Origin of the sequence: Arthrobacter sp. 9V, assembly GCF_902506065.1 — a bacterium.
Taxonomy (GTDB): Bacteria; Actinomycetota; Actinomycetes; order Actinomycetales; family Micrococcaceae; genus Arthrobacter.
Map to the genome: position 1 here is coordinate 2,028,357 of NZ_LR732912.1, position 21,680 is coordinate 2,050,036.

The 21,680-nt window shown below is 61.3% G+C and carries 19 protein-coding genes; 8 read left to right on the forward strand and 11 right to left on the reverse strand.

From position 1 onward, the window contains the following. Positions 1–56: 56 nt before the first annotated feature. Positions 57–2,447, reverse strand: coding sequence for an ATP-binding cassette domain-containing protein (locus tag BACI9J_RS09570; RefSeq protein ID WP_201296549.1), 2,391 nt, complete (start codon positions 2,445–2,447; stop codon positions 57–59). 131 nt (positions 2,448–2,578) lie between these two features. Between BACI9J_RS09570 and BACI9J_RS09575 the strand changes: the two genes are divergently transcribed. From BACI9J_RS09575 to BACI9J_RS09585, 3 genes are read left to right on the forward strand one after another with little or no spacing between them, the layout of a single operon-like run. After that, positions 2,579–3,715 (forward strand): type III polyketide synthase, encoded by a 1,137-nt coding sequence (locus tag BACI9J_RS09575; protein ID WP_159734165.1) that lies wholly within the window; start codon positions 2,579–2,581, stop codon positions 3,713–3,715. Continuing rightward, positions 3,712–4,425: a class I SAM-dependent methyltransferase gene (locus BACI9J_RS09580; RefSeq protein ID WP_159734166.1), complete on the forward strand. Its 714-nt coding sequence runs from the start codon at positions 3,712–3,714 to the stop codon at positions 4,423–4,425. Before BACI9J_RS09575 ends, BACI9J_RS09580 begins: the two co-directional genes overlap by 4 nt. Beyond that, a complete protein-coding gene (locus BACI9J_RS09585) occupies positions 4,418–5,548 on the forward strand; it encodes an FAD-dependent oxidoreductase (protein WP_159734167.1) in 1,131 nt (376 codons plus the stop codon). The genes BACI9J_RS09580 and BACI9J_RS09585 overlap by 8 nt, the downstream gene beginning before the upstream one ends. A gap of 50 nt (positions 5,549–5,598) precedes the next feature. Here BACI9J_RS09585 and BACI9J_RS09590 read toward each other — a convergent pair whose 3' ends face one another. Beyond that, entirely contained in the window at positions 5,599–6,006 is a 408-nt protein-coding gene (locus tag BACI9J_RS09590; RefSeq protein ID WP_159734168.1) for a nuclear transport factor 2 family protein, read from the reverse strand. 54 nt (positions 6,007–6,060) lie between these two features. On the opposite strand from BACI9J_RS09590, the gene BACI9J_RS09595 reads away from it, so the two are divergent. After that, a complete protein-coding gene (locus tag BACI9J_RS09595; protein WP_159734169.1) occupies positions 6,061–6,735 on the forward strand; it encodes a peptide deformylase in 675 nt (224 codons plus the stop codon). 6 nt (positions 6,736–6,741) lie between these two features. Here BACI9J_RS09595 and BACI9J_RS09600 read toward each other — a convergent pair whose 3' ends face one another. After that, on the reverse strand, positions 6,742–8,757 hold the full coding sequence (locus BACI9J_RS09600; RefSeq protein WP_159734170.1) for a S9 family peptidase: 2,016 nt from the start codon (positions 8,755–8,757) through the stop codon (positions 6,742–6,744). Between the two features lie 68 nt (positions 8,758–8,825). On the opposite strand from BACI9J_RS09600, the gene BACI9J_RS09605 reads away from it, so the two are divergent. The 4 genes from BACI9J_RS09605 to BACI9J_RS09620 all read left to right on the forward strand — a co-directional run bounded on the left by BACI9J_RS09605 (position 8,826) and on the right by BACI9J_RS09620 (position 11,885). After that, a complete protein-coding gene (locus tag BACI9J_RS09605; RefSeq protein WP_159734171.1) occupies positions 8,826–9,668 on the forward strand; it encodes a methyltransferase domain-containing protein in 843 nt (280 codons plus the stop codon). A gap of 80 nt (positions 9,669–9,748) precedes the next feature. Next, positions 9,749–10,210, forward strand: coding sequence for an NfeD family protein (locus tag BACI9J_RS09610; RefSeq protein ID WP_159734172.1), 462 nt, complete (start codon positions 9,749–9,751; stop codon positions 10,208–10,210). Between the two features lie 92 nt (positions 10,211–10,302). Further along, positions 10,303–11,280 (forward strand): SPFH domain-containing protein, encoded by a 978-nt coding sequence (locus BACI9J_RS09615; RefSeq protein WP_159734173.1) that lies wholly within the window; start codon positions 10,303–10,305, stop codon positions 11,278–11,280. A gap of 257 nt (positions 11,281–11,537) precedes the next feature. After that, entirely contained in the window at positions 11,538–11,885 is a 348-nt protein-coding gene (locus BACI9J_RS09620) for an RNA polymerase-binding protein RbpA (RefSeq protein WP_011774875.1), read from the forward strand. 114 nt (positions 11,886–11,999) lie between these two features. Here the strand turns inward: BACI9J_RS09620 and BACI9J_RS09625 are convergent, their stop codons facing one another. The 8 genes from BACI9J_RS09625 to BACI9J_RS09660 form a co-directional block, all read right to left on the reverse strand. Next, positions 12,000–12,743 (reverse strand): polyprenol monophosphomannose synthase, encoded by a 744-nt coding sequence (locus BACI9J_RS09625; RefSeq protein ID WP_159734174.1) that lies wholly within the window; start codon positions 12,741–12,743, stop codon positions 12,000–12,002. 147 nt (positions 12,744–12,890) lie between these two features. Next, on the reverse strand, positions 12,891–14,549 hold the full coding sequence (locus tag BACI9J_RS09630) for an amidohydrolase (RefSeq protein ID WP_159734175.1): 1,659 nt from the start codon (positions 14,547–14,549) through the stop codon (positions 12,891–12,893). Positions 14,550–14,631: 82 nt separating this feature from the next. Beyond that, on the reverse strand, positions 14,632–17,607 hold the full coding sequence (locus BACI9J_RS09635) for a DEAD/DEAH box helicase (RefSeq protein ID WP_159734176.1): 2,976 nt from the start codon (positions 17,605–17,607) through the stop codon (positions 14,632–14,634). Positions 17,608–17,631: 24 nt separating this feature from the next. After that, positions 17,632–18,468 carry a twin-arginine translocase subunit TatC gene (gene tatC, locus BACI9J_RS09640; protein ID WP_159734177.1) on the reverse strand — a complete coding sequence of 279 codons (837 nt, stop codon included), beginning with the start codon at positions 18,466–18,468 and terminating at the stop codon, positions 17,632–17,634. Positions 18,469–18,474: 6 nt separating this feature from the next. Then, a complete protein-coding gene (gene tatA, locus BACI9J_RS09645; RefSeq protein ID WP_159734178.1) occupies positions 18,475–18,744 on the reverse strand; it encodes a Sec-independent protein translocase subunit TatA in 270 nt (89 codons plus the stop codon). 36 nt (positions 18,745–18,780) lie between these two features. Further along, positions 18,781–19,131 carry a hypothetical protein gene (locus tag BACI9J_RS09650; RefSeq protein WP_159734179.1) on the reverse strand — a complete coding sequence of 117 codons (351 nt, stop codon included), beginning with the start codon at positions 19,129–19,131 and terminating at the stop codon, positions 18,781–18,783. A gap of 9 nt (positions 19,132–19,140) precedes the next feature. Beyond that, entirely contained in the window at positions 19,141–21,159 is a 2,019-nt protein-coding gene (locus BACI9J_RS09655; protein WP_201296550.1) for a helix-turn-helix transcriptional regulator, read from the reverse strand. A gap of 95 nt (positions 21,160–21,254) precedes the next feature. After that, positions 21,255–21,650, reverse strand: coding sequence for an FKBP-type peptidyl-prolyl cis-trans isomerase (locus tag BACI9J_RS09660; protein ID WP_017200957.1), 396 nt, complete (start codon positions 21,648–21,650; stop codon positions 21,255–21,257). Between the last annotated feature and the right edge of the window lie 30 nt (positions 21,651–21,680).

Below are 21,680 nucleotides of genomic sequence, written 5' to 3' on the forward strand. Positions count from 1 at the left end.
CCGGCGACGGAACTGCGGGCCGATGTGACATTGCCGGCCCGCAGCACGCGAATACGTCAGGCTACGTAAGCGGCCAGATGCTTGCCGGTCAGCGTCGACTTTCCTGCGACCAGCTCAGCCGGCGTCCCGGCGAAGACGATCCTGCCGCCGTCGTGACCCGCGCCAGGGCCAAGGTCAATGATCCAGTCCGCATGCGCCATCACCGCTTGGTGGTGTTCGATGACGATCACGGACTTTCCGGACTCAACCAGGCGGTCCAGCATCCCCAGCAGGTTCTGGACATCGGCCAGATGCAAGCCGGTGGTTGGCTCGTCGAGAATATAGATGTCACCCTTCTCAGACATTTGGGTGGCTAACTTGAGCCGCTGACGCTCACCGCCGGACAACGTGGTGAGGGGCTGGCCCAGCGTCAGGTAACCGAGCCCCACATCGGCAAGGCGGTCCAGAATTTTGTGGGCTGCAGGGGTCCGGGCCTCGCCGTCGCTGAAAAAGACCACGGCCTCATCAACAGACATTGCAAGCACCTCTGCAATATTGCGTCCCCCCAGCCGGTACTCCAGTACGGCTGCTTGGAATCGCTTTCCCTCGCACTCTTCGCACGGCGATTCCACGGTGGCCATCACGCCGAGGTCCGTATAGATGACGCCCGCGCCATTACACGTGGGGCATGCGCCTTCCGAGTTCGAACTAAAGAGGGCGGGCTTAACACCGTTAACCTTGGCGAAGGCCTTGCGGATGGGTTCCAGCAGTCCTGTGTACGTGGCAGGGTTGCTTCTCCGCGAGCCCCTGATGGCCCCCTGGTCGATGACCAGTACTCCATCGCGCTGGGCTACTGATCCGTGGATCAGTGAACTCTTGCCGGAGCCGGCCACGCCAGTGAGGACGCATAGAACGCCAAGGGGGATATCGACGTCGACGTTCTTGAGGTTGTTTGTTGAGGCGTCCCGGATTTCCATGTGGCCGGTGGCGGTACGCACGCTGTCCTTGATGGAAGCCCGATCGTCCAGATGGCGCCCGGTGATGGTGTCACTCCCCCGTAAACCGTCGAGGTCACCTTGGAAACACACTGTGCCGCCGCCGGTTCCGGCGCCGGGTCCGAGGTCGATCACATGGTCAGCGATAGCAATGGTTTCCGGCTTGTGTTCCACCACCAGCACCGTGTTCCCCTTGTCCCGAAGCTGCAGCAGCAACTGATTCATGCGCTCGATGTCGTGGGGGTGCAGGCCAATGGTGGGCTCGTCGAAGACGTAGGTGATGTCGGTGAGAGATGAACCCAAATGGCGGATCATCTTGGTCCGTTGGGCCTCTCCCCCGGACAGCGTGCCGGCAGGCCGGTCCAGGGACAGGTAGCCCAGGCCAATACCGGCGAAAGAGTCCAGAAGGTGTTGGAGACCCTTAAGCAAAGGCGCCACGGAAGGTTCATCAAGTTGGCGCACCCAGTGGGCGAGGTCACTGATCTGCATGGTACATACGTCAGCTATGCTCTTGCCGTTGATCTTGGAGGACCTGGCTTCCGGGCTGAGCCTGGTGCCTTCGCACTCCGGGCAGGTGGTGAACGTGATGGCCCGCTCCACGAAGGCACGGATGTGGGGCTGCAGGGCGTCAACATCTTTGCTGAGCATCGACTTCTGGATCTTGGGAATCACGCCTTCATACGTGAGGTTGATGCCCTCCACCTTGATTTTGGTGGGCTCCCGGTACAGGAGATCGTGCAGCTCCTTTTTGGTGAACTTGGCGATTGGTTTGTCCATGTTGAAGAACCCGGAGCCGCTGAAGATGCGGCCGTACCATCCATCCATGGTGTAGCCGGGAATGGTCAGGGCGCCTTCGTTCAGGGACTTGGTGTCGTCATAAAGGGCCGTCAGGTCAAAGTCATTGACCGCTCCCATACCCTCACAGCGCGAACACATGCCGCCCAAGCGATTGAACGAGGCTTTCTCGGTCTTCGTTTTGCCTTCGCCGCGTTCCACGGTGATGGCACCACTGGCTTTGACCGTGGGTACGTTGAAAGAGTAAGCGTTGGGCGAGCCAATGTGGGGTTGGCCAAGACGGCTGAACAGGATCCGCAACATGGCGTTGGCATCGGTGGCGGTACCCACGGTTGAGCGCGGGTTGGAGCCCATCCGTTCCTGGTCCACGATGATCGCAGTGGTCAACCCTTCAAGAACGTCGACGTCGGGACGGGCCAGGGAGGGCATGAAGCCCTGCACAAAGGCGCTGTAGGTCTCGTTGATCATTCGCTGCGACTCTGCGGCGATGGTGGCGAAGACCAGTGAACTTTTCCCGGAGCCGGAAACACCCGTGAAGACGGTGAGCCGGCGCTTCGGGATCTCGATGCTGATGTCTTTGAGGTTGTTTTCACGTGCACCCTGGACCCGGATCAGATCGTGGGTGTCCGCCACGTGGGACCCGGGAGGTTGCGTGTCCGTGCTCGCGGCCATAGTCATGATTTCTCCATCTGTTAGGCGGCGCTGCCCAACAGTCCCCCGTCGGCGTCGCCTGGCTCTCACTGACCACCCTCGGCCAGTAGCTTCGATTCTGCCATTGTCTTCCAAGGTTTACTCGCTAAGAATGAAGCATGCCGGTATACATGAGGTCCCTTGAAACCGCAGTTCCGCAAACCATCCTTGTCCAGCAGCAGGCCCGAGACGTTTTTGCATCGCAGCCGGGACTGACGAGGCTGGGTACCCGACTCGTCAGTACCTGCTTTGACTCAGCAGCCATAGACACCCGATACACCGCGGTTGCTGAGCTGAGCCTCGACGCCCATCCCGAAAATCCGCTGTTCTTTGACCCTGAAACCAACCGTGTCCTGAGCCCCAGCACCAAGGTCCGGAACGAGATCTTCGCAACTGAAGCCACCAAGTTGTTCGTCGAAGCCGGCAAGGCTGCAGTGGCCGGGGCGCCCGGGATAGACCTGGATGACATCACGCACGTCATCACCGTCTCCTGCACAGGTTTCTTCAATCCGGGTCCTGACTACAAGGTAGTGAGGGCTTTGGGCCTCAATCCCGCTGTGCAGCGGTACCACTTGGGATTCATGGGCTGCTATGCAGCCTTTCCGGCCCTCAAAGCAGCCAAGCAGTTCTGCGTTGCCGACCCAACCGCGGTAGTCCTGGTGATCTGCGCAGAACTCTGCTCCCTGCATGTCAGGACGTCGAATGATCCGGACACGATCATGGGATCTGCGATTTTCGGCGACGGCGCGGCAGCCGCCGTCGTGAGCGCGCGTGAGCTTTCCGGACCGGAACCAACCATCAGGCTCGATCATTTCGAGACTGTACTGACCCCGGTAGGTGAAGAAGCCATGGCCTGGAACATTGGCGACGAAGGATTCGAAATGGTGCTGGGATCGTACGTCCCGCACATTATTGAAGAACACATCACCGGTGCCCTGGCCCCGCTGCTCGCCAAGGAACCGTCCTTGGCCGGCCGGCCGTATCGGGACATAACCCACTGGGCCATACACCCCGGCGGCCGAAGCATCCTGGACAAAGTGGAGTCCAAACTCGAACTGACGCAAGAGCAGCTGGTGCCCGCACGGGAGACATTGAGGGAATTCGGCAACATGAGCAGTGCCACCGTGTTGTTCGTGCTCAAGTACATGCTGGAGAAGCCGGCAACTGAACGCGAGGAACGGATCTGTTCCATGGCATTCGGCCCGGGCCTGACGGTGGAAACGGGACTCTTCACGCTGGTCTCCCCTGCCCTGTGAGTCCATGGGGGTCCCTCAAGTCAAGGGACGTGGAGGCAGTCGAGGAGATGGACAGGGACGACTGCGACCCCAAGCGGCTGCGCAGGACCTACGCCCGCTTTCCGGTGGTGAACAGTTTGTTGTCCGGATGGCGGGGAACGTATCGTCGCCGCCTCCGTCCGATGTTGGCCGGGAAAAGTTCAGTGTCAGTGCTGGACATCGGATGTGGCAGCGGGGACGTGGCGAGGAGCCTGGCAAGGTGGGCCAGACGGGACGGCTTCCAGCTGGCAGTTACAGCCATCGATCCTGATGAAAGAGCTTTCGCGTTTGCATCCCGAACAGCCCCGGTGGAGGGTGTGGTGTACCGCAAGGCGCACAGTTCCGAGCTCGTGGCTGAAGGCCGGATGTTCGACGTCGTCATTTCAAACCACATCCTTCACCACCTCGATTCCGGGCAACTGCGGGCCGTCCTCCATGATTCCGAGTCGTTGAGCCGTGGCCTTTGTCTCCACAACGACCTGAACCGCAGCTACATCTCTTACCTGTTGTTTCTGGCAGGCTTCTGGCCTTTGGGCGTTGGCTCGTACATCTGCGGGGATGGATTGACGTCCATCAGGCGCAGCTACACCGCGGAAGAACTGAGAGCTGCCGTGCCGGGCTCCTGGTCGGTGGAAAGAAACGGACCGTGGCACCATCTGCTCGTCCACGATCACGAGGAGGATCGTGGCTGACGTCGTGATTGTTGGCGCCGGGCCGGTAGGCCTGTTCATGGGCTTGCTATTGCTCCAACGGGGGCATCGGGTCAGAATTCTGGAGCGCCGGAGCACCAGGAGCAACCGTTCACGGGCCATTGGTATTCACCCGTCGGCGCTGGCGGAGCTGGCACGGGCGGGAATTGCCGGTCAATTGATAACAGCGGGGGTGCAGATCACCCGGGGCGTCGCTTACAGCCGGAGGCGACGCGTGGCCGAGCTGGCGTTCGACGGCGACTCCGGCTTCCCTTTCATTCTGGCCGTGCCGCAGACGGTCACCGAGGAAGTCCTGGAGCTGGCGGTTCGGAACCTGGATGCCGGGGCCGTTGTCCGGGGTGCTGATGTCCAGGAGATTGCGCAAGACCTCGATTGCGTGCGCACCATCGCCGATTGTCCCGATGGCATCCGGGAGTTCCGTAGCCGGTTAGTGATTGCTGCAGACGGAGCTCACTCGCGCATTTGTCGGCGCTACCAGCCGGGCCTGCCGGAACGGAGCTATCCGGACTGCTACTTCATGGGGGATTTCCCGGATAACACCGGTCATGGCTCAGACGCCGTGTTGTATTTGGAGCCCGAAGGAATCGTGGAGTCGTTCCCACTCCCACATGATGTCCGCAGGTGGGTAGTGAGGTTGGGTACGCCCGAAAGGGACCCGACGGCGGGCGGGCTGGCTGATGTGGTGGCGCACAGGACGGGCGAGGTACTTGATGTTGCCGGCAACTCGATGCTCAGTGCTTTCGACGTTCGGTCGCGGCTGGCTCACCGTATGGTTCATGGCAGGGTGGTGCTGCTTGGCGACGCTGCCCACGAGATCAGTCCCATTGGCGGGCAGGGCATGAATCTGGGCTGGCTTGATGCCGCGGCGCTGGCCCCCATAGTGGATGCATCCTTTCGGGGTGCCGATGTTGGGCGTCACCTGGCAGAGTTCGAGAAGACGCGCAGGAAGGCAGCACTGCGCGCCTCGCATCAGGCCGGATTGAACATGGCTCTGGGAAGGCCATTATGGCCTCAAGCCATGTCTGCGAGGAACGCATTTTTCGCCGGTGCCTTGGAAGTGCCGGCGATTTCAGGGTTCGTGGAACGGCGTTTCACCATGCGTTAGCGGGTGCGGACGTTAGCTGGTCCGGGGCCTTGGCGGATCCGGGGCCTCGGCTATTCAGGGCTCGTGTAATAGCAGTCGTACGTGTCTTGGCTGATGATCAGCCCGTCCCGCAGCTCGAACACCGCGGTGCTCCTGGCCCGGATGGTGTCTCCGCGATCCCAGTAAGGAAGGTCCAGCAGCAAGGTGGCGGACCAGTTCATCTCCAGCACCACGCGGTTGTCCTGGCTCGTTGCGCGAACCACGTCAAAGCGCTGACGGGAGACGATGTCCTTGCTATGGTCTGCGCCCGCCAACGTCTCGGCAAGGTTTCGCGTTGAGCCTGTTTTGGATAAGGCGTGCGGCCACTCCGTGAGTTTGAAATCGTCAGCAAGGAAGGGCCGGATCTCAGCAGCACCGCCGCCGGCTTCAACAGTTCGAACGAACCCGAGTACACAATCCAAAGGGGTGGAATCGATCATTCGTCGAGCCTAGCTCACGCTGGGGAATGTCTCACTGCGCGTTAGGCTCACTGTATGACGCACCAACCTCATCCTGAGGCCACGAGCCCCGCCACGGACTACAACCCCATCCGCATACGTGACGCCGTCCGCCGTTTGCTGGATGCTGAAGGGCTTCCGCCCATAGTGCAGGCCGGACACCCTGTGTTGCGCCAGCTGGCAGCGCCCTACGACGGTCAGATTGACGATGCCGAGCTCACGGCCTTCTTGGAGCAAATGAGGGCTGTCATGCATGACGCACCGGGAGTTGGCCTGGCCGCCCCTCAGCTGGGCATTCCTTTGCAGCTTGCCGTACTGGAGGACAAGTACCCGGTGGACCCGGAGTCAGCTGCCGTGCGACACAGGGAACAGTTGGAATTCCTCGCCGTCATCAACCCGCAGTACCGCGCACTCGGAACGGAGACGGCCTCGTTCTATGAAGGATGTCTCTCCGTCAGCGGCTACCAGGCTGTTGTGACACGCCACCGCAACGTGGAGTTGCGCTACACCAATTCCGCGGGCGAGCCCGTGGAAGAGTGGTTCTCCGGCTGGCAAGCCCGCATCGTGCAGCACGAAACTGACCACCTCCAGGGCGTCCTGTACCTGGACCGGGCAGAACTGCGGTCGTTGTCCAGCAACGCCGAGCACTCCGCCCGCTGGTCGGCTCCGGAAATTGACGAGGCACGCCGGTCTCTGGGGTTCCTTCGCTGACCCTGGCTAATCGTCCAGGCGATTGATTCCCGTTGGGAGATACTTTGCCCACCAACGGAGGATGTGCTCAAAGCGCTGCAGGCGGTGATGTGGCGTGCCCGAGCGTGACAACTCGTGATCCTCCCCCGGGAAGATCAACAAGGATGTGTCCACACCCTTTGCCCTCAGATGCGCGTAGTAGCGCTGGCCCTGTTCAACGGGGCACCGGAGATCGTTCTCACTGTGAATCACCAGGGTGGGTGTCTCTACGCGCGCAACAACCGCCATGGGACTTTGGGTCGCCATCTGCTCGGCTGTTCCTCCGATGTATTCGTTCCCGAAGAACCACCCGATATCAGCCGACCCTGCAAAGCTGACGGGGTCCAGGAAACCGCGCTCGACGATCGCGGCTTTGAAGCGGTGGTCGTGGGCGATGGTCCATGCGGTCAGGTACCCACCGTAGGAACCTCCCATGATCCCCACTTGGTCCTTGTCCAAGGAAGCAAACGAGGCCAATGCTGAGTCGAGGAATGCCAGGACGTCTTGCATGTCCACAGTCCCCATGCGCTCTTTGACTGCCCGGCCGTGGGCTTGCCCGTAACCGGATGATCCCCGCGGATTGCACATGAGAACCGCGTAACCGGCGGCGGCGTAGACCTGGGCTTCGTCGAAGAACGACCCGGTGTATTGGGAAAAGGGGCCACCGTGAATGGTGAGGAGAACGGGGTGGGGGCCAGGTCCCTCGGGGAATACCACCCAACCGTGAACGGGATGACCATCGGTGGATTCGGCTTCGAAGTCCAGGGGCTCCGCCACCCGGGAGTTGTTGCGCAAGTGGGCTGAGAAGTCCGTGAGGAGGCGCATCTCGCCGCGTTCCATGGAGGCGACATCGCCTACGGTTGCGGCGTCGGAGAAACTCACGGCGATCTCCCCGTTGGCAGCCACTGTGGCCCCGGTAACTACCCTGGCACCATAAACCAAGGGGGTGATCACGCCATCTGCCGTGATATTGAGCAGTTCCACGCTCCCCATTGCTGTATTCAGCACCAGTACGCTGCCCGGTCCGCTGGGTTCCAAAGGTCCCGAGACGTCCAAATGGTCCACATCGGTGAGCGCCGCCGCCTCTCCCCCGGCAACAGGCATGGCGTACAGAACGGCATTGCGGGCCACAAAGTCCTTGCCGGTCCCACCCAGGTCCTGGGCCGTGTAGAAGAGCCAACGGCCATCAGTGGAGGCCCGAACAGCAGTGACAGTCTGCAGGCTTTTGTTCAAAGGTTCGACGGCGGCTGGCCGGCCGCCGTCGGCGTCCACCCGATAGATGGAGGTGACGAGGTCGTCGTCGTGTCCTTCATGGAGAGCGGCGGTGAAGTAAAGGTGCGAGCCGTCAGCTGAAAAGCAGGGCGACTCATTGTCCGAGTCACCAAAGGTGACCTGCCGTGCAGAAGGGATTCCTGTCACGTGCCGCGCAGGCTGTTCGCGCGCGGCCCTACCGCGGGGAGCGACTGCCGGCTCTCCACCCAGCTCCGGGACTTCGACGACGAACAACTGCAGGCGCTGGTCCCCGGTGTAGCCGAGGCCGTTCATCCGGTATTGATTTGAGGCGATCAATCGGGCGTCTTCTCCGCCGGAGGTGACGCCATCCACCGTTCCATAGCGCCCCTGTTCCGGAACGCGGGCTTGGAACACAATGCGGTGGGAGTCAGGTGCCCACACAAATCCATCCACGCCGGCATGCTGATCTGTGATCCGTTGCGGCTCGCCGCCGGCAGCTTCCACGACGAACAGTTGTGGTTTACCGTCCGGTTCACACCTCAGGAAGGCAAGAACCAGGCCATCCGGAGAGAACGCCGGAGAAGTGTCCCTGAAGCCCCGGGTGATGCGTCGCGAATACTTGGTGGCGTCCATGGGGATGCTCCACAACTGACCCACGTAGCTGTCGGCATCAAAATCGGGCCTCGTGACGGAGACCACCGCCTTGGTGCCGTCGGGGTGGATCGCCGGGGCGGACAGGGAGTTCAGCAGGTGCAGTTGCTCGGGTTTCACGATGGTGAGCCTAGCCCGGCAGTGGTGCCCCGGGCCCCAGACACTCCGCCCGCCGTAGGATTGGAGCCATGTTCTCCCATGCCGTTGCCGCCCTCCGCTGTCCTGTTTGCCGAGGGACGCTCCAGCTAAGGGATGGCGGGCAGCCGACGCTTGCCTGTGAGGCCGGGCACCTGTTCGACGCCGCCAAGCAGGGCTACTTCAACCTGCTGACAGGCAAGGGTACGGTCTTCGAAGCTGATTCGGCAGACATGGTGGCCGCCCGGTACAGGTTCCTCGATGCCGGTCACTACTCCGGCCTCGCCACGGCCGTTGCAGAAGCTGCTGCTGGTTCACTCAAGGGTCCAGGTGCCCTGGTTCTGGATGCCGGCACCGGCACCGGCCACTATCTGCACGCGGTCCTTGAGAGGTCAGGGGCAGCGGGCATAGCCATGGACATCTCCAAATTCGCGTTAAGGCGCGCCGCCCGACTGAATCCTGCGGCCGCCAATATTGTCTGGGACGTTTGGCGTCCGCTGCCCATGGCGGATAACACCGCGGACGTGGTGACAGTTGTCTTTGCCCCGCGAAACCCCGCAGAGTTTGCCCGCGTGCTTCGTCCCGGCGGCTCCTTGATTGTTGTGACGCCCCGGCCGGGCCACCTTGCCGAGATCGCGGGCCGGACAGGCATGCTTGGCATTGAAGCCGGCAAGGAAGAGCGACTGTTGGACTCCATGCGGGACTATTTTGACCCTGGCACCAGCCATAGCCTTGACCTTCCCTTGAGCCTCACCGGATCCGAGGTTGCCGACCTCGCCTACATGGGTCCGGCCGGACACCACCTCCAGCGTGAAGAGTTGGCGGAATTGGCAGCGTTGGAAGGTTTGGTGTCCACCACGGCGAAGTTCAGGATCAGCGAATTCCCCGTGTCCTGACGTGGCCCGGAACCTCGGGCTAGGATGGAAGAACAGCGACTGTGATCCCGTCCGCGGGATCCGGGACCAAGGGGGAAATGATGTTTGAATGGCTCGGCGAGAATTGGTGGGCTCTCTGGCTCACGGTCTTCCTCGCGTTCGCAGTGGTGGAGATGCTCACCCTGGACCTCTTCTTCATCATGCTCGGCGGCGGAGCCCTGGCCGGGTTGATCGCCGACTTCGCGGGTGCCGATTTTTGGCTTCAAATCGTAATTTTTTCCGTGGTCTCCCTCCTGATGATTGTCTTTGTCCGTCCTGTGGCCATGAAGCACCTGCATAAGGGGCCGGCGGAACAGCGCAGCAACATAGACCGGCTCATTGGTCAGCCTGCCCTGGTCATCGAAGCCGTGAGCGGAACCAGCGGACTGGTCAAGATCGGCGGCGATGTGTGGAGCGCCCGCAGCACGGCCGGTGTTCTCGACGCCGGTGCCACAGTTCAGGTCACCAGGATTGACGGTGCGACGGCGGTAGTAGCCTCGCCTGCCGAGAACAGCCCGCGCTAAGGCGCGCCTTTGAATTTAAGCAGTTGCCGATGCGGGCAGCCTGCCCGCGTTCAGCCGCATCAAACCACGCAATTGGGGAATGAAGGAGATGTATGGACGGCTTAGGAGGAACAGCAGCAGCAATTGTGCTGATTGTTCTCGTCATTTTTGTCATCATCGTGTTGGTCCGTTCGGTGAGGATCATCCCGCAGGCACGCGCCGGCGTCGTTGAACGCCTCGGCAAGTACCAGCGGACACTCAACCCGGGGCTAACCATCCTGATCCCGTTCGTCGACAGGCTCCTGCCGTTGCTCGACCTCCGTGAACAAGTGGTGTCGTTCCCGCCTCAGCCGGTGATCACCGAGGACAACCTGGTGGTCTCGATTGACACCGTTGTTTACTTCCAAGTAACTGATCCCCGGGCTGCAACCTACGAGATCGCCAACTACATCCAGGCCGTGGAGCAGTTGACCACCACCACGCTTCGCAACGTGGTGGGTGGGCTCAACCTTGAAGAAGCCCTCACCTCCCGGGACCAGATCAACGGTCAGCTGCGCGGCGTGCTTGACGAAGCAACGGGTCGTTGGGGAATCCGTGTTTCCCGCGTGGAGCTGAAGGCGATTGATCCGCCCCACTCCATCCAGGACTCCATGGAGAAGCAGATGCGCGCAGAGCGGGATCGTCGTGCAGCAATCCTGACTGCTGAAGGTACCAAGCAGTCACAGATCCTCACTGCAGAAGGCCAGAGGCAGGCAGCCATTCTTGCAGCTGAAGGTGACGCCAAGGCAGCCATCCTGAGGGCGGACGGCGAAGCCCAAGCCATTCAGAAGGTCTTCGATGCCATTCACAAGGGCAACCCGGATCAGAAACTCCTTGCATATCAGTACCTGCAAACCCTCCCGAAGATCGCCGAGGGGAGCTCGAACAAACTGTGGATCATTCCCAGTGAAGTCGGCGAAGCACTCAAGGGCATCGGCGGCGCACTCGGAGGGAACAACGGGGATTCCCCGGTTGGCCTCTTCGGCGGCGCTGAAGAAACCAGGAAGCCCGAGCCTGAGGGAGCGCACCAACAGCCGCGGCCGGCTGAATAAGGCCACGTACGGTGACAGCGAACGGTCAGCCCACTCGGGCTGGCCGTTCGTTGTTTGTGGCATTTTTTGAGTAGTGGGCGACGATCCGCGTATAATGGGATATTTGTCCGGCTGGTTCAGCGTGGATGGAACATAAAAGCTTGGCCAGGCGTTGCAATTAGTGATGCAAGGTGTGCAGAAGTAGTCCGTAAGGAACGTGAAAACGGCTTACGGCTAGCGCGGGGTTCCTGCTCCGCGAACAGACAGAGGGAGTAATCATGAGCGATCGCAGCCTGCGGGGTATGCGTCTTGGCGCCCAAAGCATGGAAACAGAATCCGGCGTTGAACCGGCACCGCGCCAGCGGGTCGAGTACCGTTGCGAGGATGGCGAGCAGGTCTTTGTGACCTTCTCCTCCGAGGCAGAAATTCCCCCCGTTTGGGTTTCGAAGACCGGAAAGGAAGCGCTGCTGGTTGACGGCGAGCGTCCTGTGGATGCCAACGAGAAAGCTGTCCGCACGCACTGGGACATGCTCCTGGAGCGCCGCAGCCTCCCCGAACTGGAGCAGATCCTTGAGGACCGACTCAACATCCTGCGTGAGCGCCGCGGAGAGCGCCGCTCCGCATAGTTGGTGGATTGTCGAAAATACGACCACCGAAAAGGCCGGGTCCGGCTTCCCTTGCGGAAGTCGAACCCGGCCTTTCTTTGTGCTGGAGATAGCGTTTACGTGCTGGAAGCAGGCTTACTTAGCTACTGCAGGTGATTTGCGGGTGAGCTTTGCCCACCGTGATGCGAGGCCCCACTTCGTGACGTTGATCATTGCCTCAACCACGATGTTGCCACTCATCTTCGATGCCCCAAGCTCGCGCTCGACGAAAGTGATGGGGCGCTCTTCGATGCGGAGCCCAAGTTTGGCCACCCGCCACGCGAGGTCAACCTGGAAGCCATAGCCAACCGACTCCACCTCGTCCAGGTTCAACGCCTCCAACGTACTGCGGCGGAAGGCACGGTAGCCCCCGGTGACGTCCTTGATCTTGACGCCCAGCATGATGCGGGCATAGGTGCTGCCAATTCGGGAGATTGCCTGACGGTAAAGCGGCCAGTTAACCACGCTGCCACCGGGAACCCATCGTGAGCCCATGGCAAGATCCGCCCCGCCCTCAACGGCGTCAAGGAGAAGCGGCAACTGCTCAGGCTTATGGGAACCGTCGGCGTCCATTTCCACCAGCACCTCATAGCCTGCGGCAAGACCCCACTTGAAGCCTGCGATGTAGGCAGCTCCAAGGCCTTCCTTGCCCTTGCGATGGAGGACATGTACCTGGCTGTCCTCTGCGGCGAAGTCGTCGGCAAGCTTTCCCGTGCCGTCAGGACTGTTGTCGTCGACCACCAGGACATCGGAGTGCGGCACTGCGGCGCGCAGCCGCCCCAAGGTCACGGGGAGCGATTCCAGCTCGTTGTAGGTGGGAATGATCGTCAGGACACGCAAGAAGAGGCCTTTCCTTGATGGAGCGGTCAGTGTGCCGGAGCAGCCCAAAGGCTGGCATTCTGGCGCAACTCTCCATTATAGGACGACTACCAGGGCCCGTTTGGCGGATGTGGTGTCAACCACATCCGCGGATGGTGGCCCTCTTCGTCAGATCCTGAGTGACTCGTGGGCGAACAACTCCTGACCCTCGCGCACCGTTTGCAGGCATCGGGGGTCGCTGCCGGTGTCCAGTGCCGGCAAAAGAGGTGTTCGTGCCCGGGGATCTGTACTCCATGACTGCACACGGCTGTCAGCTACCTGCACCATCAGTTCCTCCACTTCCCAGACAGCGAAACTGGCAGGAGCGCCCGGGACCAGCTGCCCCATCAGTGGGTTCCGATGCTTGGTAGCCCGCCACCCGGCACGCGTGTGTCCCAGGAAAGCCGCCCGGGCAGATATTCTCTGGTCCGGGTTACTGTGCTCCAAACACGCCCGAACGCTTGACCATGGGCGGAGCGGGGTTACCGGGCTGTCGCTACCGAAGGCTATGGGGACGCCACTCGCGTAGAAGGCGGCAAAGGGGTTCATGCTCCGGCTGCGGTCACCCAAACGCTGTGCGTACAAACCACCTGCAGCACCCCAGGCGGCGTCAAAGACTGGCTGAACGCTGACCGTCACGGAGAATTTGGCCAAGCGCTCGATTGCGGACTGGTCCGCCATCTCCACGTGCTCGAGGCGGTGGCCGGCCGCCCGGACACGCTGCTCCCCCACCTCGGCCGCTGCGGCGTCAAATGCATCCAGCACAGCACCCAGGCCGGCGTCACCAATGACGTGGAAGCCGGCTTGGATTCCCAGCAGGGAGGTGGACACAAGGTGTTTGGCGGCGTCGTCCACGGAAAGGTACAAACTGCCGCGCTGGCCGCTTGCATCTGAGTAGTCGTCCACCAGGGCCGCCGTACGGGATCCGATGGAACCATCCATATTCAGGTCACCGGCAAGGCCCAGAACCTTGGTTCCCAAGCTGTCCAGAATGGCCTGTGCGTGGTCCTGTGAGGTGGCAAGCTCGCCCCAGTACGGAAGAATCTCAGGTGTGTTCATTTGCCCGTTCCATGACGCGGCCATCATCAGATCTTCAGGCCCGCAAATGTGTGGCGCGGACATCTCGGCCAAGGCAACGTAACCGTGGGAAGCAGCTTCGCGCAGGGCCAATTCCTGGTAGCTGCGCCGCTGATGCTCTTGGAAATTGCGGGCGGCACGCCGGGCAGCAGTGTGCGCCTCCCGGACCACGCGGGCCTCCCCGGAGAAACCGTCGAGGTTGTTCAGAGCTGCTGCCGCAGCCAGCGAGGATGAAACGAGGGCTGAATGGACATCGATGCGCGAAAGGTAGACGTGCCGTCCAGAGGCAGCCCTTTCGATCTCTTCCAAAGTGGGGAGCGTGGAATCGTTCCACACAGTCTCATCCCAACCGTGACCTAAAACTGTGCCAGCCCCGCTGGCGGAGGCAACGGCGTCGAGCAGTTCCCTGGCTGAACGTACCCCGGCGAGCTGCAGCCCGGCCAGGGCAATGCCCGTCTCCGTGAGATGTACATGAGAATCGACGAAGCCCGGCGCAAGCAGGGCCCCTTTGAGGTCAATGATCTCCATGGAGGAGTCAGCGATGGAGGTGGCCGCCTGCTCGGAGCCGACCCAAGCTACGGTATCTCCGTCCACCACCATTGCGGTGGCAAAGGGATCTGCTGCGGTATAGATCGAACCATTGCGGTACATGGTGACCTTGCGGTCTTTGGCGTTGCGTTCCGGGCCGGCTGGCACGCCTGGCTGGTTCATGCGTTGTGCTCCTTGAGCGTTGAAACTGTGTATCAGGAAAGGGGCTGGTTATCAGGAAAAGCCGGCTATCAGGAAAGGCCGGCTAGGCCACGGTGGAGTAAGCCACCACGCCGCGACGGACCAGATCAATGGACTCCCGGCAGACGCGAGCCAAACGCGGGTCCAGTTGCGGAATTTTGGCCAGTTGGTCCAGAAGGTCCACCACTTGCTTGGCCCACCGGACAAAGTCACCGGCGGCGAGGTCGGTTCCGTTGAGCACATCCTGAAGGTGGCGCCCCTTGGCCCACTTGTACATGGGCCACATCAGACCCAGCTCGGGTTCGCCGGTCAAGGGCAGCCTGTTGCGTTCCTCGGTATCTTCGAGCTGCGACCATTCACGGATGACGATGTCTACAGCCGATTCCAGGGAAACCGAAGGCATTCTGGGCCGTAGCCCACGGTCTTCCCGTTTGGCCTGGTACACCAGGATGCTGGCGAGCGAGGCCAGTTCAGCGGCGTCGAGGTCGTTAATGGCGCCGCGACGGACGGTCTGTGAGATGAGCAGGTCCTTCTCACCGTAGATCCGCCGGAGCCTTTGCCCATCAGCGCTGATGGTGGCGTGTCCGGCGTCGTTGGTTTCGAGGTAACCGTAAACCGAAAGAACATCGCAGACCCGGTCGAACGTCTTGGCAATGGTGTTGGTCCTGCTTTGGATTTGCCGGACCAAGCCGTCGGTTTCCCTGCGCAACTTCCACCAACGCTCGGACCACCTGGCGTGGTCTTCGCGTTCGCTGCAGCCGTGGCAGGGATGGGCACGCAGCGCGCGTCGAAGATCTGCAATTTTCTTCTCCTGATCCGGCAGGCGGGCCCCGAGGCCGAAGTCTTCGTGCCTGCTGTTGTTCCGGCTATGGGGAGCGTCTTCGTTGATTGCGTGCCGCATGGCCGAGGCAAGGTCCCGGCGGGCTTTGGGAACTTTGGCGTTGAAGGATTTCGGAATGCGGATACGTGTTACAGGCGACACCGGACCGTCGAGGTCGTGAACGCCGATGCGTCGCAGCTGGTTGTCAGAAGTGAGCACTGAAGGCCGCGGTTCCCTGGCATTGCGGTCCACCTCCAGCACCACTGCATGTCCTGCCAGCCGACCACTGTAAATGTTGATTACATCGCCAGGGATCAACCGTGTGAGGGAATCGGCAACATGGGACTTCCGGGCGCGCTGATGGTCGCGGGCGGCAAAGTTCTCAGCGTCGCTGAGTTCCCGCCGAAGCCTTCCGTACTCTGTGAAATCGCCCAGATGGCACTGCATGGATTTGGCATAGCCTGCCAGCGACTCTTCACGCCCACGAACCTGCCGCGCAAGCCCCACCACGGAACGGTCGGCTTGGAACTGAGCGAAAGAAGATTCAAGGATTTCACGGGCCCTGACCCGGCCGAACTGGGCAATCAGGTTGATGCTCATGTTGTACGTTGGCCGGAAACTGGAGTTCAGCGGGTAGGTTCGTCGGGACGCGAGGCCGGCAACGGCGGCGGGATCAGTCCCTGGCTGCCACAGCACCACTGCGTGGCCTTCGACGTCGATCCCTCGGCGGCCGGCGCGTCCGGTCAGCTGGGTATACTCCCCCGCGGTGATGTTGACGTGTGCCTCACCGTTGAACTTCTCCAGCTTTTCCAACACCACGCAGCGTGCGGGCATGTTGACGCCAAGGGCCAGGGTTTCGGTGGCGAAGACGGCTTTGACCAGGCCGTCGGCGAAGAGCTTTTCCACCACTTCCTTGAAGGTTGGAAGCATTCCCGCGTGGTGGGCGGCGAAGCCCCTGATGAGTCCGTCACGCCAACCCCAAAATCCGAGGACGTCGAGGTCGTCTGCCGGAATCTCGTGGCTGGCCTCATCAACCCGTTGGGCAATGATCTGCTGCTCTTGCTCAGTGGTCAGCCACAGTCCCGATGATGCGCACTGGGCTACGGCTGCGTCACAGCCGGCCCTGGAGAAAATGAACGTGATAGCAGGCAGGAGATCCTGGCGCCTGAGGCTCTCGATGACCTGGGGGCGGCTGGCCTTCCGGACAGGGCTACGCTGCTCTGTATGCTGCCGTTCATCACGGTAGCGGTCCTGACGCCGGCGGCTGCGCCCCCCGTGTCCGAACCGGCCATTCATGTTCATCCGGCTCTCTGAGCGGGCCATGGCCAGCAGGTCCGGGTTGACCTCGAATTCGGGGCCGGTGACCGCTTGGCGGGCTGTGTTCGCTGCGGAGCGCTTGGCGGAGATGCGTCGACGATCCGTGGTGGGGGGTTCGGCCTGAACCTCGTCTGATTCGCTGAGGTCGGGGACCTCGGTTTCCTGTGCTCCCGGCGCCTGGGGGGCGATCTCGTCAAAGGTGGTGTCGCCTGCAAAGAGATCCACTATTTCCCGGCCCACCATGACGTGCTGCCATAGGGGTACAGGGCGGTGCTCGGAGACTATGACGTCGGTATCGCCCCGTACGGTGTCCAACCATGCGCCAAACTCTTCGGCATTCGAAACTGTGGCACTCAGCGAGGCAACCTGCACTTCGCTGGGCAAATGAATGATGACTTCTTCCCACACGGCGCCGCGGAAACGGTCCGCCAAGTAGTGGACTTCGTCCATCACCACAAAGCCCAGGTCTCCCAGGGTTTCAGAGTCGGCATAGAGCATGTTCCGAAGAACTTCGGTGGTCATGACCACCACGGGAGCTTCGCCGTTGATGGTGGTATCGCCGGTCAACAGGCCAACGTTGGCCGAACCGTATTTTGCCGCCAGTTCCGAGTACTTCTGGTTACTCAACGCCTTGATGGGTGTGGTGTAAAAGGCTTTGAGCCCCCGTTCCAGGGCCAGGTAGATGGCGAACTCGCCAACGATCGTCTTTCCCGCACCCGTGGGAGCTGCTACCAGGACACCGCGGCCCTCCTGGAGCGACCTGCACGCTTCACGTTGGAAGTCGTCCAGTTCGAAGTCCAAGGAGCGGGAGAACGCACCAAGATAAGTTTTTGACTCAGCTGCCCGCTGGGCTGCCGCCTGGTAACGGTCTGATGGAGATGAAGACCCGGAAATAGAGGACATGCATCAAGCCTAGTGGGCCGAGGTCTAGAGATTCTCCAGATCCGTGGCCGGGGTTGCGATGTCTGCAGTGGCTTCAGTCTCGGCTGCGCGTTTGATGGCCCGGCGCTCACGGCGACGGTCGTTCAGAAGGCAGACTCCAATGGCCGCGAAGAACAGGAGCAGCATGGGCGCTGCAAGGTAAAACATGCTCATGGCATCAGCGCCGGGGGCAGCCATCGCAGCGAACAAGCACACCAGGAAGATGGTGATCCGCCAGCTCTTGACGAGCTGCTTGCCCTTGACGATTCCGGCCAGATTCAATCCCACCAGGACCACCGGTACCAGGAAGGCGATACCGAAGGCCAGCAGGAGCCGGAGGACGAAGGCCAAATAGATTTCCGCGCTGATGAAGTTTGAACCGCCCACGGGAGTGAAGTCGGTCAGCACTCGAACAGCATTGGGCAGCACCAGCCACGCAAGCAGGACACCACCGACGAACAGCGGAACCGCTGCTGCCACGAAGGATAGCGCCAGGCGCCGCTCCTTCTTGTGGAGGCCCGGAACAATGAAGGCCCAGAGCTGGTATATCCAGACGGGACTTGAAAGAATAACGCCGAGGAAGACCGAAACCTGGACCATGAGGTCGAAAGAACTGGCCACGCCATCAAAGTTCAGCGTGGCAGCCCGGCCCTCTTTTTCGTTGAGGTCCTTGATCGGCTTGATCAATGCTTCCAGGAGCGGCTGGTAGACGATGAAGCCCACCACTGTGCCCACTATGACGCCGATTGCAGCCTTGAAGAGCCGGTTTCGCAGCTCCTTGAGGTGATCCAGGAGCGCCATCCGGGCTTCGGGGTTGGCTTTGCGCCCCTTCGTTTCTACCACTTCTCTTTAGACGCGGTTAGAGGGCGGTACGTCAGTCTCGCCGTTGGTCTTGGTGGTGACGTCCGGGTGGCCCACAACCTTGCCTTCAACGGCGTCGGACCCGTCCTGGGAATCTTTGGTCTCGGATGAACCGTCCTTCTTCATCTCCCGGACTTCAGACTTGAAAATACGCATCGACTGCCCGATGCTGCGCGCCATGGACGGCAGCTTCGGCGCTGCAAAGAGCACCAGAGCGAGGACGATGATGATGATGAGATGCCAGCCTTCGAGCCTCATGTGGGGAGGTCCTTTCCTTTTGGATACATCCTACGTCTATCTGAATTCAATGTCGTGCAGGGACTGCGGCTGACCCCGCTCGGCTTTGCGCTTGACGCGCCGCTGACGACGATCTTCCTGGCGGAAGGCTTTGGCCGTCAGGTAATCATGACGCATCTGATCCGGGGAGGCAAAAATCGCGGACCCCGGTTCGGGCCGCGGTTCCGCGGCCTCAACGTCGGAGGTTTCCGGAGCTGGGGAAAGATTGCTGAAACGTTTACCCGCGGCAGACAATTCATGAACAGTTGCCATGAATTTCCTGTATAAGCGGTACCCCAATGTCAGGAAAAGGAGCAACGAAAGGGCTATGAGCGCGATCCACAACAGGATCCAGAACCACCAAGGCATTTGAGTAGTCTAGCCAGCCTTGGTCCCCGTTGGTGAGTTGTACTGAACCAAAGCTGCGTCGATCCACGCACGGGTTTCCTGACGCAAGTTCCCCGGTTCGAGAATCCGCACTGAACCCCCGTGCTGGGAAACGAACATCGGCAGCCAACCTGCGTCGCCAAATCTCACCTCGGCGAGCAGGCCGCCGTCGGGCAGTTGGGCGGTGCGTTCGGCGTAGTAATCATCCGCCAGTCCGGCACCCTGCCGGGTCAGTTGGAGGGTCACCAGGACGTCGTCGTCTCCGGGTGTGAACAGCCGTGCCGGAAAATCCTGCCCGGCGGTTGCGGCCCCGGAGACAGCCCGACCATTGGGCTCCAGGGTTTCCACCCTGTCCAGCCGAAAGTTTCTGATACCGGCCTTGCTGTGGCAGTACGCCTCGAAGTACCACGTGTTGTCCAGGGAATAGAGGCGCAGGGGGTCAACATCGCGCTCGGTCACTTCATCGCGTTGCAAAGAGAAGTACCTGAGCCGCAGCTGCTGGCCTTCCCTGATGGCCTGGGTTATGACGGCAAAAGCCTGTGACTGTTCGGGCGCCACCGACTGGCCGGACACGGAGCCGGCCAATCTGGCTGCCTGCCCTGCCGCACCAGTCAACTTAATGGTGACCGATTCCAGTGCACTGCCGGACTCGTCCTCAGTCATGCCGGCCAGCGCAGGCAGGTCTCCCAGCATGGCCAGCCCGGTCAGTAATGCTGCGGCTTCGTCCTCGCTGAAACGCACCGGCCGGTTCAGGTCCAGGTGCTCGGAGATGTAGACGTGGTCGTTCTCCCACTGAATGTCCAGGAGGTCGTCCGGATAGCCCTCGGGCAGGCCCGAACAGATGAGGATCTTCAAGTCATCGATCAAAGCCTTGCGGCTGATGCCAAAGTGGTCAGCCACCTCCTGGATGTGCAGGCCCTGGTGGTGGACCAGGAAAGGTACCAGTTGCAACATCCTGGCCAGCTGGTCTTCGGAGGTGCGCTTCCGTGCCCGCGGCGCACGTCCTGCTTCGGGAAACTCAATAGGTACAGGCGGGGCGTCGTCAAAGTCCGCGGCGGCTGTGAGGCGGCGTACGACGGCGGCACGCAGTTCCGCGGGTCCAGCCACCAACACACGGGGCCCATAGGATGCCAGCTCTTCAGCAAGCTGCTCCGGATCCCGGAAATCAACCGTTATTCGGTCATGGCCACTCTTGTCTGGTGCTTCTTCGACGGATGTGGCCTTTTTGCGCAGGGCAAGCAGTCGGTCCTTTTCGACATCAAGGGTGGCTTGCTGAACGGGGAGTTCTTTGAGTTCGTCCAACTCAGCCCGGGCGTTGAAGCCTTCAGGCGGCTGGAAGGTGCTGCCGGTAATCACGCTTACTGCCGTGGTCATCCGTGAGAGTCTGAAGAGCCTTTTGGCCCCTCTCCCCCGGTCCAGGCCAACGAGGTACCACTGACCGAAGCGGCTGCCCAAGCCCCAAGGCTCTACTTCGCGGACCTCCTCCTGACCCGTTCTGATGGTCAGGTAGCCGAACCGGACCGGATGCTTGCCATGCATGGCTGCTATGACGTCATCAAATGCTTGTCCGGCAGGCTTGATCCGCGGCTGCACACCTGCAGGAAGGTCCACGTCGGTGAAGCCTCCGGCGGCCTGCAACTTACGCACGGCGTTGGCGGCTGCAGTTCCCAATGCGGCTCGTTCCCAAAGCTGCGCAGCAAGCAGCAGGATGGTGCTCTCTGCAGGCGTCAAGCTCACGTCGGGAAGGCGATTGGAGTCTTTGCCGATCCGGTAACGGGCCGAAGCGGGGTCATCGGCGCCAAAGTTGCGGGGATCCATCAAAGTTTCGATCTCAAAGCCGAACTGCTTCAAATCCACTTTGTCGCGCTCAAACATGCGGCCAAAGGCGACGTCGTTGTCCGCGGAATCGTGGTAGACCTTCTCGCGCAGCACAGCGCGCGGGAGGCCCACTTTGGTATTGAGCAAAGCCAGGAGAAGGTTCAGGAGACGTTCAGTGCGGGATGCGGACACGGTTGCTACGTTACTAAAGACCTGCCCGAAAGCAGCAAGGCGCGTCACCTGCCGGTGAAACCGGAAGGTAACGCGCCTTGCGAAAAGACAGGGTCCTAGCGGACAGCCACGAGGTCCACCACGAAGATCAAGGCCTCGTTGGGCTTGATTGCTCCACCGGCGCCACGCGAGCCGTAGGCGAGCTCCGAGGGGATCTCCAGGCGACGGCGACCGCCTACCTTCATGCCCAGCAGGCCTTGGTCCCAGCCCTGGATGACCTGACCGACGCCAACGCGGAAGTCGAGCGGAGCGCCCCGGCCCCAGGAAGCGTCGAATTCTTCGCCCGTGGACCAGGCAACGCCCACGTAGTGGGTGGAGACGGTGTCCCCGGCCTTGGCTTCGGGGCCCGTGCCCTCAATCAAATCCGTGATGACGAGGTCCGTGGGAACGTCGCCTTCCGGGAAGTCGATTTCGGGCTTGGTGCGGTCAAAGTCACGCTGACCAAATGACATGGGTGCTCCTTGGGTTTTGGGGACGTAAAA